13 protein-coding genes and 2 pseudogenes are annotated in these 12243 nt (G+C 45.5%); 7 read left to right on the top strand and 8 right to left on the bottom strand.

Features of this window, described 5'->3' with window-relative positions; translation table 11 throughout:
• Positions 1-49 precede the first annotated feature (49 nt).
• From OCV68_RS10340 to OCV68_RS10330, 3 genes are all read right to left on the bottom strand, one after another.
• Positions 50-694 (bottom strand): L-2-amino-thiazoline-4-carboxylic acid hydrolase, encoded by a 645-nt coding sequence (locus OCV68_RS10340; RefSeq protein WP_022474591.1) that lies wholly within the window; start codon positions 692-694, stop codon positions 50-52.
• Between the two features lie 2 nt (positions 695-696).
• On the bottom strand, positions 697-1887 hold the full coding sequence (locus OCV68_RS10335; RefSeq protein WP_262572448.1) for an alpha/beta hydrolase: 1191 nt from the start codon (positions 1885-1887) through the stop codon (positions 697-699).
• Positions 1888-1955: 68 nt separating this feature from the next.
• The gene (locus tag OCV68_RS10330; protein WP_262572446.1) at positions 1956-2678 is read right to left on the bottom strand and encodes a helix-turn-helix domain-containing protein; all 723 of its coding nucleotides are present in this window, start codon (positions 2676-2678) and stop codon (positions 1956-1958) included.
• 175 nt (positions 2679-2853) lie between these two features.
• Between OCV68_RS10330 and OCV68_RS10325 the strand changes: the two genes are divergently transcribed.
• Positions 2854-3702, top strand: coding sequence for an AraC family transcriptional regulator (locus OCV68_RS10325; RefSeq protein ID WP_262572443.1), 849 nt, complete (start codon positions 2854-2856; stop codon positions 3700-3702).
• 105 nt (positions 3703-3807) lie between these two features.
• Positions 3808-4653, top strand: coding sequence for a hypothetical protein (locus OCV68_RS10320; protein WP_262572441.1), 846 nt, complete (start codon positions 3808-3810; stop codon positions 4651-4653).
• 76 nt (positions 4654-4729) lie between these two features.
• Here the strand turns inward: OCV68_RS10320 and OCV68_RS10315 are convergent, their stop codons facing one another.
• From OCV68_RS10315 to OCV68_RS10305, 3 genes are all read right to left on the bottom strand, one after another.
• Positions 4730-4999: an acylphosphatase gene (locus tag OCV68_RS10315; RefSeq protein WP_022474585.1), complete on the bottom strand. Its 270-nt coding sequence runs from the start codon at positions 4997-4999 to the stop codon at positions 4730-4732.
• 16 nt (positions 5000-5015) lie between these two features.
• Complete coding sequence (locus OCV68_RS10310; RefSeq protein WP_262572439.1) at positions 5016-6086, bottom strand: HipA domain-containing protein; 1071 nt, start codon at positions 6084-6086, stop codon at positions 5016-5018.
• Between the two features lie 92 nt (positions 6087-6178).
• The gene (locus OCV68_RS10305) at positions 6179-6565 is read right to left on the bottom strand and encodes a VOC family protein (RefSeq protein WP_022474583.1); all 387 of its coding nucleotides are present in this window, start codon (positions 6563-6565) and stop codon (positions 6179-6181) included.
• Positions 6566-6690: 125 nt separating this feature from the next.
• Between OCV68_RS10305 and OCV68_RS10300 the strand changes: the two genes are divergently transcribed.
• Entirely contained in the window at positions 6691-7995 is a 1305-nt protein-coding gene (locus OCV68_RS10300; RefSeq protein ID WP_262572435.1) for a glycoside hydrolase family 32 protein, read from the top strand.
• A gap of 44 nt (positions 7996-8039) precedes the next feature.
• Here OCV68_RS10300 and OCV68_RS10295 read toward each other — a convergent pair whose 3' ends face one another.
• On the bottom strand, positions 8040-10016 hold the full coding sequence (locus OCV68_RS10295) for a glycoside hydrolase family 31 protein (RefSeq protein WP_262572433.1): 1977 nt from the start codon (positions 10014-10016) through the stop codon (positions 8040-8042).
• Between the two features lie 129 nt (positions 10017-10145).
• Here OCV68_RS10295 and OCV68_RS10290 point away from each other — a divergent pair, with 129 nt between their 5' ends.
• Positions 10146-11015, top strand: a complete 870-nt coding sequence (locus OCV68_RS10290) for a helix-turn-helix domain-containing protein (RefSeq protein WP_262572431.1) — start codon at positions 10146-10148, stop codon at positions 11013-11015.
• A 27-nt stretch (positions 11016-11042) separates the two neighbouring features.
• Here the strand turns inward: OCV68_RS10290 and OCV68_RS10285 are convergent.
• Positions 11043-11180: pseudogene (locus tag OCV68_RS10285) on the bottom strand (sporulation transcriptional regulator SpoIIID); the annotation flags it as partial.
• A gap of 191 nt (positions 11181-11371) precedes the next feature.
• On the opposite strand from OCV68_RS10285, the gene OCV68_RS10280 reads away from it, so the two are divergent.
• The 3 genes and pseudogenes from OCV68_RS10280 to OCV68_RS10270 all read left to right on the top strand — a co-directional run.
• The gene (locus OCV68_RS10280) at positions 11372-11575 is read left to right on the top strand and encodes a hypothetical protein (RefSeq protein ID WP_262572429.1); all 204 of its coding nucleotides are present in this window, start codon (positions 11372-11374) and stop codon (positions 11573-11575) included.
• Between the two features lie 4 nt (positions 11576-11579).
• Positions 11580-11894: a hypothetical protein gene (locus OCV68_RS10275; RefSeq protein WP_262572427.1), complete on the top strand. Its 315-nt coding sequence runs from the start codon at positions 11580-11582 to the stop codon at positions 11892-11894.
• Positions 11895-12055: 161 nt separating this feature from the next.
• Positions 12056-12243: pseudogene (locus OCV68_RS10270) on the top strand (ABC transporter ATP-binding protein); the annotation flags it as partial.

Below are 12243 nucleotides of genomic sequence, written 5' to 3'. Positions count from 1 at the left end.
GAAGACGGGTTCTAAATATCCGACCAATGGATTTTTTATGTAATCTATATTATTTCATGCCGTCCTGAGGGTGAAGAGGGCATTTGCCTGTAAGCTCATAATGGCAGTTGCAGCAGCTGTCGCCGTAGCCAAGAGTGGTAGTGCGCTTGAAGCCGTTACCCATGTAGTAGGATATCATATAATCCACACTGCATATTCCCGGGAGCATTCCCTCTGCACCGAATTTCTTTGCAAAGGCGATGAAGCCGCATTTTGTAATGTCGATCTCGAAGCTGTTGCTGTCGATGTTGCGGTAGCTTATCTCCCAGTCAAAGGGGTGAAGTCCGTTTTTCTGGCGCTCCATATGCTTTGCCGCTTTTTTGCGGAAGCCGTTCAGATACGTCTTTCCTGCCATGTGCAGAAATGGCTTTGGAACGGTCAGCAGCATTTTCTCATTCATGAGCCACATAAGCTCGTCCGCCTGCTCGGCTGTCAGCGAAAGCTCCCGCATGGTCTTATACCACGCCACATAAGACGGTGCATAGGCATAATTAAATGAAAACACGCTTTCCCCTATATCGGGAGTTTCTTTCAGCACTTCACGGAAAAGCTTATCCGAGCCGCTTTTGAATTTATCCCAGAAATCCCTGCCATATTTTTCGATTATCATTTTACGGCTTCTCGACATAGTGAGCCAATAAATAAATTTCATCATTTTCAGTTTACCTCGCTGCTTATCTGCTCTATCCAGCTGCAAATGTTATCAAGCACAAGCTTTCCGTTTCCCACATTGCAGTGATTCTGAGCGTCCTCCTTGTCGGTGAAAAGACGGAAAGTCAGGCTTTTTACATTTTTCAGCATATTTATCTCTCGTCCCACCATGCGGTAATCAATGAAATGATCCTGATTTGCGCCCACGATGAGCATATCCTGTGTTATCCTGTCGGCAATGGGGGCAATATTGTAAAGCTTCAGCTTTTTGGCATATCCGTATGCGTCCTTTGCCTCGTAGGCGTACATTCCATGCTTTAAGCCCCAGTCGATAACAGGCTCCTTTTTAGCCTTGATGCCGAAAACAAGGTTTATGAGCGGTCTTGCGTGAAGCGCCATAAATATGCGGAAGAGCTTTTGAACAGCAGGCTTCTGCATTCCTACGATAACGTCCTGAAAACATGGGAATACCGACCACGCCACTACCCGCTTTATGCGCTTGTCAAATGCCGCCGCTCTTGGCGCCAGATATCCGCCAAGGGATATGCCGATTATGGTAACGTCGTCAAGCTTGAAATAGTCCAGCACTGCCTTGATGGGCTTTTCCCACTCATGGGTGAAGTGCATTCCCTGTACCCTCATAACTCCGCCCTGTCCGGGACCCTCAAACATATAGACCTCAAAGCCTTTTTCACGAAGATAAAGTACGGTGAAAAGAAATTCTTCAAAATAGCTGTCGTTTCCGCCGTGGATAAGTATTGTACCCTTGCTTTTGCCTGTAGGAACGGTGTGCATAACAGGAAGCTTTACATTTTCAAAGGGCACGTCAAATTTTTCTATAACAGCATTTTCACCCTCAAAGAAATCCGCATAATACTTATAAAAAAGCTTGGTGGCTTTAAGATAGTATTTTTTCTTGTCAGGGTCGCCGTCATACATAAAAAACTCGCTCATACGGTAATATGCAATGGCATTTTCGGTGCGTTCCTCGCTCATCGCCTTGTCGCCGAGAGCAATAAGCTCACGCTTCCAGTCTGCGCTTACCTTTATCTTTGATGCTATTGGAGCCACGTCCTCAAGCCTGCCGCCGTCCCAGTTGATTACACGGTTCAGCTGATAGTTGAAGTTGCTCTCGCTGTTAAGCTCATATACGCCTTTTTTCAGTTTTACGGGCTGTGTGATATCATATTTTTTCATCGGAACTCCTCCTTAAACTATACCTATGATATCATACTTCCGATGAAAATACTTTCAATTATCTGCTGTTATTCGCTGCCTTTCACAAATTCCGAAAAGGAGATGCCGAACATTCTTTTGCAGGTGGCGGCAAAATGGGATGGAGAATCAAATCCCGCACGCATGGAGGCTTCGGTGATATTTCCATACTTTTGGAAATGGATATACCCCTTGCGCATCTTATCCATGGCAAGATAGCGATGTAGGGATATGCCCACATTTTCCTTGAAAAGATGTGACAGTCTGCTGGGAGAAAGGCAGACCTTTGCGCAAAGCTGGGCTGTTATATCCTCGGGCACTTCGTCAAGCGAGCGCAGATATTCCAGCACCTGGTATATCCTCTCATCACGGAGGGTATTCCCCACGGTGTCAAGCCCCAGAAGCTGAGTTATAAGGCTGTCAGCCTGTGCAGGAGGATTGTTTTTCCATATCTTGCGGAGCTTTTCGACAGTTTCTTTGTCACCACAGAAGTACGGTCTGCCGCACAGATACTGCTTCTGCGCCTCTTCGGCAATGCTGCCTGCGGTATCAAACAGAAAGACCAGCATATCACCCGTTTCGGCATATGCTGTGTGGACTACATCTGAGGCTATGAAAACAGCGTCCGCATCAAAGCTGTCACCCGATACGACACAATGAACAGGGCCGTCCAGACCTGCGATAAAATGGACTGCCAGATGGCTGTGCGGGTCGGGAGTGCGATACTCCGCACGCATCATTATGTGATCGTATCCGAAAACTGTGCTTGTCATCTGTGACCGCCCTTTCATTTTAGTAGTGATTAGCGTTTGCTAATTTTATTATATCACATTTTATTGGATTTGGGAAGATGCAGGCATAAATTTACAGTATTGACAATCTATCCTATACTTGCTATAATCAAATCAGGCAAAATGTCGCATATTCTAAATTTACCGAGGAACAGCCATGAATTTTTTCAGCAATATTGATATACAGTTTGACATTGGCGAGTGCAGGCTCCATGCGGTCAATCTTATCTCGACCCATATTATCCACGACTTTCCCATGCACAGCCACGGCATCGGCTGCTATGAGATACACTACATTTCCGAGGGACACGGCACCCTTATCGCTGACGGCAGGGAGTTTGATATTACCCCCAACACCCTGTTCATCACAGGCCCGCTGGTGCCCCATGCACAGATAACCGATAAAAGCGATCCCATGCTTGAATGGTGTATCTACCTGAGGGCTGACGATGGGAACGAAAAAGACTATGACAGTCTGATACGGCAATTCCTGGCGCAGAAATTCTGGATAGGTCAGGACAATCAGGAGCTTCTCCCACTGTTCCGCAAGCTTTTTTCCGAGCTTGAAAGCCGTCAGACAGGCTACACCGACATGGTGAAGCTGCTGATATCCGAGGCAGTCATCGACATCACAAGAAATTACATAAGCAGCTCTGCGGAAAACGGAGTTTCCCCCACAAACAGCTTTGAGCGCACAAGCCTTACCATAGAGGAATACTTTCTTTACGAATATCGCACTGCCAGCCTTGAAGAGCTGTCTGAACGGCTGAGGCTCAGCACAAGGCAGACTCAGCGGCTTATAGAAAAATATTATGGCAGCAGCTTCAGCGAAAAGAAAACTCAGGCAAGAATGTCCGCCGCACAGCTGCTTCTTGCAGATGAATGTTTAAGTCTTACGGATATTTCGGAACGGCTGGGCTATTCATCTCAGGAATATTTCACTGCCGCTTTTAAAAAATATTACAAAATCTCCCCTGGACGGTTCAGGAAAAGCATGAAATTATAAAAATGTGACATCTGCAATGCTATAAGGTCATCATATACTCTTACTTTAATATTCCGATATCGGTATAATTAAAAGGTAAATCGCTTATTAAGGAGAAGTCACGCTATGATACTTATGGTACTTGTAGTAATATGCTACACCATCACGTCCCTGAACGACAAATACGCCGTCAGCAAGGCGGGAATGAACGGCAGCCAGATGACCTTTGTTATGGCAGCCGCCACATCGTTCTTTATGATATTCACCCTGCCCTTTCTGAACAGAACTTTTGAGATAACTCCCCTTTCTTTTGTGTTCATCTTTCTGCTGCTCATATCAAAGCTGCTGGAATTTCAGATGTCCGCAAGGATACTTGTGGAAATGTCCGCATTTGAGCTGAAAGCATGGCTTGGAATATGTATGTTCATGTCATATTTCACGGATATTATCCTCGGCAATGCAACATTTACAGCCCTGAAAATCCTCTGCGTGGCAATAACCGCCGCAGGTCTTATAATGATAGCCAAAACGGGCAAAAAGAATGTTAACTACAAAAAAATAGTTGTACCCCTGATACTTTATCTCCTTTCCAGATACGGCTACGGCATTGCAGTTACATGGATAAACAAGGTGGGCTGCATTTCGTCGGATATGGCGCTTTTTGCGGCGCTGATAATCCTTGCTGTAATACTTTTCCCCAAGTCAGATATTATCAGCCTTGCAAAAAGAAAGCCCAAGGAAGTAAGCATCGTTGCCCTTGCAAAGATTCCCAACGTTCTGGGACTTATACTTGAAAACGCTGTTATAGCCATAAGCCTGACAAACGACTCATTTATCCAGCCCATGATACTGATAACCATTCTTATTATCGGTATGTTCCAAAAGACAGAGCGTCCCACAGGCTGGAACTTAGCGGGAAGCATCATCTGTGCTGTGGGCATACTGGGATTCCAGTTTGCAGGGCTTGTATGATATAACGCAGTAAGATAACAAAGACCTCATCACAAAGCCCGGATAAGCAGGCTGAATGATGAGGTCTGTTTTTGTATTATACTATTTCAAAATCATAATCGCCGTGTATGGGAATGAGCTTTGAGTCTATCCGCTCAACATAGCCCCACCTGAGCTGTTCCAGAGAATGCACAAGAGCGTCAATATCCGCAGACCGTCCTTCTGCTTCCATTTCAACGGAGCCGTCATCCAGATTTTTCACCCAGCCAGATATTCCGTAATTTCTTGCGGTGTAGCACGCTGTGTATCTGAAACCCACGCCCTGAACATTGCCGTGAAATATGAAGTGCTTCCGTATTTTTTCCAATTCTGATTTCCTTTCGTTACGCAAGTATTTCTCTTATTTGTCTGTTCACTATACCGCTGAGCAGATCAAGCCTTTTCTGATCTACGGATATTCCGGGGTGCTGCCTGAAAGCAAATCCTTTAAGATTTTTCAGCTCTGTGCGAATATCATCAGTCAGCAGTCCCCTTGCGGTCGCTATAAAGTCAGAACCGACAGACGGTCTGAGCTTTTTCAAATACCAGTCAACATTTTTGAGCTGGTCATTATCCAGATCAAAGCACAAAGAACGGTTGTTATCAAACACCGGAGCCATTTCGATGATATTCATTGTATCATTGTCCGCAAGCACTCCGAAATTTCCGAGATGCCTGTCAATATTCAGGATAAGACTGTCAAATATGCACATTCGTCTGAAATCATCACCGCTGCCGATATTTTCAAAAAATCCAAGCAGAGACGCAATGCTTTTTCCGCCTGTGATAACTCTGCCTGCCTTTACAAGGCCCATATGTTCATCGGTGAACAGCCTGCACTTGCTGACAAGCCTGCCATGCAGAAAATCCATATCATATGGCACATATTTTTTGCAGATGATCTCAGCCAGCTGTGACGCAAGATATTCCGACAGCGGCTCGATCACAAAGGCAGAACTTCCGCTTTTGCATAGAAATATTTCGTCCGCTTCACGTACCCAACACTTGGCATATGAACCGTCTGTGCCGAATTCGGGTGAAATCGATGAAAAGTCGGTATCGCTTATAGCACCGTCAAATGCGGCATTTGCTATAATTTCATCAAAAGGATTGCTGTACAGCGAAACATCTGCCCATTTAAGGGTGCTGGTCTCTTCCCTGACCCAAAAGGTGTCATTTAGAGAGACCGCATGGGTCACACGGATAAATCCATCTAACTCGGTACATCCGTACCTTTCGAGCAGCTGTTCTATGTGCTTTCTGTGCTTGGGCGCTTTTCTTCTGTCAAGAAAGCTGAAAAGATCGGCATAGCCCAAGGGACGCAGCTCTGTAAACCATTCAAGCTCTTTAAGCCGGATTTCGCCAAACTCATCATGTTCACAGCTGAACAAAAGCCACGGAGTGTCCTTATTCATAAGGAGATATGTCATCTTTTCACTTCCTTTTGCGATTTTAATATGATTATAGCATATACGGTAATGGCTGTCAAATGCAGATAAATCTGTCTTTATTTCACCTGAAAGAACTCTATCTGCTCGCCAAGAGGGCCAAAGCAAAAGGCTATCCTTGCACTAAGAGGCTTTTCAGATGGTATTACAATGTCCTTTGGCTCAATAAATACCTCATACCCAGCCTCTCTTACAGCAGCTGCGCACCTGTCAGTATCATTTACGGAGAAAGCAAAGTGACGTATCACACCTGTATCTGCATCGTCTTCCCTGTTTGTGAAAATCTCTATTACTCCGTTTCCCGTGTCAAACATTATGCCGTCTTCCCACACTCGGGTTGTTTCAAGTCCCAGCACATTGCCGTAAAAATCCACTGCCTTGTCATATTCCTGCCCTTTTCTGCATTTGAGCGATACATGATGTATTCCGTTCACAAGATTTTTCATCTGCTTACCTCCAAACATTTGATGTATATAATTATACACCATATGCGCAGAAATTTCAATTACCGATTGACGTTCATCTGCCAGATATGCTATAATGTCAGTGAATATTAACACGGAGGTTTGCTATGTCTGATTTTGTTAGATTAAAAGCCCCAAGAGGCTGGATAAATGACCCCAACGGATTTATTTATTACAAGGGCGAATATCACCTGTTCTATCAGCATTTTCCCTATGCGCCGATATGGGGCAGAATGCACTGGGGACACGCTGTAAGCAAGGAGCTGATGCACTGGGAGCACAAGGATATCGCACTTTACCCATCAAAGCCCGATGACCGAAGCGGCTGCTTTTCGGGAAGCGCTGTTGAGCATAACGGCAGGCTGCACATTTTCTACACTGGTGTGAGCTACAAAGAGGAAAATCCGCAGAACATCAACACCTGCATCAATGATGAATTTACTGCCGCACAGATGACCATAACCTCGGAAAACGGCTATGATTTTGATAATTTGGCGGACAAGTTCACTGTAATACCGCCTATTGAGGATAAAACTGTAGGCTGCAAAAATCATACCCGTGACCCCAAGGTATGGCGTGGCAAGTACGCATGGTACATGGTTCTGGGCAGCACCGCTGACAGAAAAGGACGTCTGCTTTTCTACAAAAGCTCCGATCTTGTTAACTGGGAATACGTGAACTTTGCCGAAAAGGACGGCATGGGCTGGATGTGGGAATGTCCCGATTATTTTGAGACTGACGGAACGGGAGTTATCGTTATATCCCCTCTTGGTTTTCTGAAAGACGAAAAGCTTTATGATGCTGTTACGATATGCACTCTTGCCGATTTTGACGAAGCAAGCTGCAAAATGGATATTGCGGACAAATGGCAGCTTTTTGACTGCGGCGAGGATCTTTATGCCCCGCAAAGCACTGCTGACGAAAACGGCCGCCGTGTTATCATAGCATGGGCACGTATGCCCGAGCCTTTTGCCAAAAACCGCAGAGGAATGTTCTGTATCCCTCGCATTGTTGAAGTGCGGAACGGTCACATATATTTCCGTCCCCACCCCAATGCCGAAAGGCTTTTCACCAAAAAGATAACCTCTCCCTCAGAAGCAGGTGCGGACGGATATAAGCTCAGCCTTGATATGGATAACGGCGAAGAGGTAAACATCGGCGGATACAAGCTATCACGGAAAAATGACATTATTACCGCTGACCGCTCCGATGTTTTTGCAGGTCACAGTGAGATAAAATGCGTATTTCACACTCCTGAGATCAAGGAGGGCTGTCATCTTGATATTTACGTTGACCCAAATCTTATCGAAGTGTATGTAAACAATGGCGAATACGTGCTGACAAACACTGTTTACGGTTTATCGGACGAAATATCCGCCCAAAGCTATGAGCTGTACGCTGCCGCAGATTAAAAAATACAAAGCCCGCCAAAATATCTTGACGGGCTTTGCTGTTATTATAATGTGGTTATTTTAAGACTGTCCTCAGGCTCGGGAGAATAGCCGTTGTCGGAATAAAGCTCATATGTGCTGCCGTCATAGCCCAGCAGTCTGAGAGCTGACATATCAATCTGAGAGGTATTGTCTGCCGCAGCTCCGAAAGGTATTGCCTTTCCCTTGCGTATAAAGAAAACAAGGGTATCAAGAGGAGCTTCAACATAATGATGACCTGCGGGAAGTACAGCGGCGGTATAGTCGCTTACGGACTTCATGCTTATCATCATCATCTCTTCAGGAAGATATACATATCTGCCCTGTGCGTTCTGCTTGTAAATGGGTGCTATCATAAGCTCATTGCCAAGGAACAGCTGATCTTCTGCCTGCTTTGCCGTGTTATCCTCGGGGAAATCGAATGCCAAAGGTCTGAACATCATTTCATCATTCAGCGCTGCCTTTAAAAACTCGCTGTAAAGGTATGGGATAAGTGCATATCTTATCTTTATCATTTCGGCAGCGGAAGCGATGTTATCGAACTGATAAAGCTCCTGCAAGCGTGTTCCGTCTGCTGAGTGATTGCGGAAAAGCGGTGTGAACAGCGAATACTGGAGCCAGCGGAGCATAAGGTCTTCGGTGGTATCGCAGCCAAATCCGCCTGTATCGGAGCCTGTGAAAAGGAAGCCTGCCATATTGAGTGCAGGAAGCTGCTGCATTGACTGGAGAATATGCGACCACCAAGACTTGTTATCGCCCTGCCATATTCCGCCGTAGCGGTGTGCGCCGATGTAGGAGGAACGGGAGAAGAACAGTGTACGCTTATGGGGGCATATCTTTCTGAGAGCTTCGTTGGCGGAGCGTGTCATATTCATGCCGTAAAGGTTATGTACCTCGCTGTGCTTTACCATTTTGCCATTAACATTATGGTAGAATTTGTCATAATCACCCTTGTTGCCGTTAAGTCCCGCAACCATTCCTGTGAATGCAAAATACTCGTTGATGCCCATGTTGCCCGAAGTAAGCTTTTTTATCTCATTGCAGGTATCGGCAAGCCTGTCCTCGGTGTAGAAGATGGCAGGCTCGTTCATATCGTTCCAGAAGCCCTCTATGCCAAGGTCTGTGAGAGCCGCATATTTTCTGCCGAACCAGTCTCTTGCCTCAGGCTGGAGGAAATCGGGAAAATGAACTCTTCCGGGCCATACTGCACCCACAAAGTCCTTACCCTCGGCGTTCTTGCAGAAATAGTTGTTTTTCACACCCTCCTCGTAAACGTCATAGCCGTCCTCTATCTTAACGCCTGCGTCGATTATGGGAACAAGATGTATGCCCTGCAACTTCATATCGTCGGAAAGCTTTTTAAGGTCAGGGAAGCGCTCCTTATCAACGGTGAAATCCTTGTAGCGCTCCATATAGTCGATATCCAGATAAATGCTGTCGAGGGGAACGCCTGCTTCCTTGCATTTTTCGGCAACGGTGCGGATACCCTGCTCATTCCTGTAGCCCCAGCGGCTCTGACCGTATCCGAAAGCCCAGAAAGGCGGGATATAGCTCCTGCCGATAAGCTGCCTGAACTGCTTTACGATGTCCTTTTCGTTTTCGCCTGTGATGATATATACGGCAATGTCATTCTTTTCGGGCTTTATCTGCATAAGGCTTCTTTTGGTGTAGCCGATGTCAAACTCCATTCTGCCGGCATAATCGAAAAATGCACCGAAGGTCTGCTTTCCGCAGATGATTATAAAGTTGTGAGAGCCGTAAAGCGAACGGGTATCCTCGTGATGATTGGGATTATCGTAGTTCCAGCTCACATACTGCCAGCCTCTTTTGTTGATGCCACGTATCTGCTCGCCCAGACCATATACGATATCGTCCTCGGAAAGAGCGTATGTGAACACTCCGTCTTTGACATCAAAATAAGGGAGCTTATCCTCTGATTTTTCTATATCCTTAACAACAGCGTCAGTGAAAAAGGGGTTTCCGTAAACATATTTTTTTATCATTTCAGCACTTCCTTTAAAATTTACGTTGATGTTTTATTCTTCTTATGATATAATACTATAAAACAGCTTTGTAATCTATTGATATTCTACCATTTACTGATACTATCCTACTTTTTCGGAGGCGGCAGCATGAATAATATAAGCTCAAAGGAAAATCGGATACACTCTTCCGATATAAAGCCGTTCAGCTACTACAAATGTTCTATTCCCGATTATTTCAACTGCGTTCCCATGCACTGGCACAGCGAGTTTGAGCTGAGCTTTGTCCGTGAAGGCTCGGCACAGTTTATCTGCGGGGAGGAAAAATTCACATCGCAGGCTGGAGATATAATCATAACCCTGCCGAATGTGCTCCACTCCATTTATCCATGTCCCCACATCACACAGGTGTATGATACTATCGTATTCAGCAGCGACATTTTCGGCAGCTCCGACTCCGACAGATATGTCACAGATTGTATAAAGCCGCTGATAAACGGAAGTATGCGGATACAGACTCACATTACCCCCGAGCATCATTATTACAGCGAGCTTGAAAAAATAACAGGCAACATTTTTTCCTGTGCTGTGGGCGACACACCATCGCTGGATATGCTGCTGAGAAGTGAGCTTATACGGCTTTTCTGGCTGCTGGAGACTGAGGCGGAAAGCGACCCCGATTACAGCGAATCGGGAAGCGTTATCCGTCCCGCCCTCGAATATATCGCAAAGAATTACAACGATGTTATCACCATAAAGCAGCTTGCCGCCACGGTTCACCTGAGCGAAAGCTATTTTATGAATCGCTTTCATGACCATGTGGGACTGAGCGCAATGGAATACATCTCGCATTTCAGGATAGACAAGGCGTGCAAGGCGCTCCGCAGCAGCGATAAGGACGTTCTGGAGATCGCCTTTGACTGCGGCTTCCGCAACATATCCAACTTCAACAGGCAATTCAGGAGGATAATCGGCTGTTCCCCTACAGAATTCAGGAACAAAATTACGGAATTTCCGTAACAGATTATTTTATAGTCACATCATTTTCCGCTTTGTTACTTCCGTATGTACAGTCGATTTGCTTATGCCGAATTTTTTTGCGGCAGCACGCACCGTTGACCTTGTTTCTATTATGTACTCCCCTAATATTACAGGACGTTCCTTTTGTTCATCGTAGCTTATCATGCTGACAACAGCCCCCATTCAAATTTTGGCGTTATAACATATTTATGCGCTTTTAAGAGGGGTAATGACATTTTATGTTATCTGCGTGTCATTCTCTGTCCAAAAGCTGTACATTGACAAGATGGGACAAAAAAGCTATAATGCTAGTTAGCAAAAACTAATTGATCGTAAAATTGCGGAATGGAGTAAATATGTTTGATAAACGCCTGATGAAAATTTGTCCCGAAAGCAGAAAATATATCATAGGAAACATCGTGCTTCAATGGCTGGAGCTGATGTGCAATGCCCTGATGATATATACTGTTGCTCAAATGATCGAACAGAAATATAAGCTTTTCCACGAGCTGCCCATGGGTGCCTTTGCTGCTCCCATTGCTGTGATTGCAAGGAAGTGATGGCATGAAAAAGCGCAGCAAAGCAGGTACACTTTTCAGAATGCTGGGGCTTGTAAAGCCGTTGGCAGGATTTATGGTTCTGGCTGTAGTCACAGGCACACTGGGCTTTCTGGCGGTGCAGTTCATACCAGTTCTCGGCGGATATGCCGTGCTGAACGGTCCGGGATATGATGCTCCACTGGCGCTGAAAACTATCTGGATACTGCTGGCGGTATTTGCTCTTCTCCGTGCAGTGCTGATACTAATCACCAATAAAACTATAGACAAAAAATCATCGCATAATCCATATACGCAAGATTATGCTCAATTTTTTGTATAGTTTTTAATTGGTGCTTAGTATGAGATATACCGAGCAGAAAACCAATCATTACATAGCCTTCACGCTCCTTGCAATAGTCAGGGACAAAGTGTTCAAATCGCTGAGGAGTCTTTGCCCACACCATCTCCCCCATATGTATCGCAATAGTTACCGAGATTGTAATGTGCCTTTTCATCGGCAGCTTTCACCCTTATATGGGCCTGCTGGCGGCAGCGGCATTCCTTTGCGTGGGTGTGGTAGTTCCGCTGATAATATCAAAGGTCAGCGGCAATACAGACGATGAGATAAGAGGTCAGTCGGGCGAGCTGGCGGCTCTGGTGCTTGAAAATATCCGTGGACTGAACGAGAC

It is taken from the genome of Huintestinicola butyrica, from assembly GCF_025567215.1.
In the GTDB taxonomy this organism is placed as follows: domain Bacteria; phylum Bacillota; class Clostridia; order Oscillospirales; family Ruminococcaceae; genus Huintestinicola; species Huintestinicola butyrica.
This window is presented reverse-complemented; position numbering and strand designations above follow the sequence as displayed.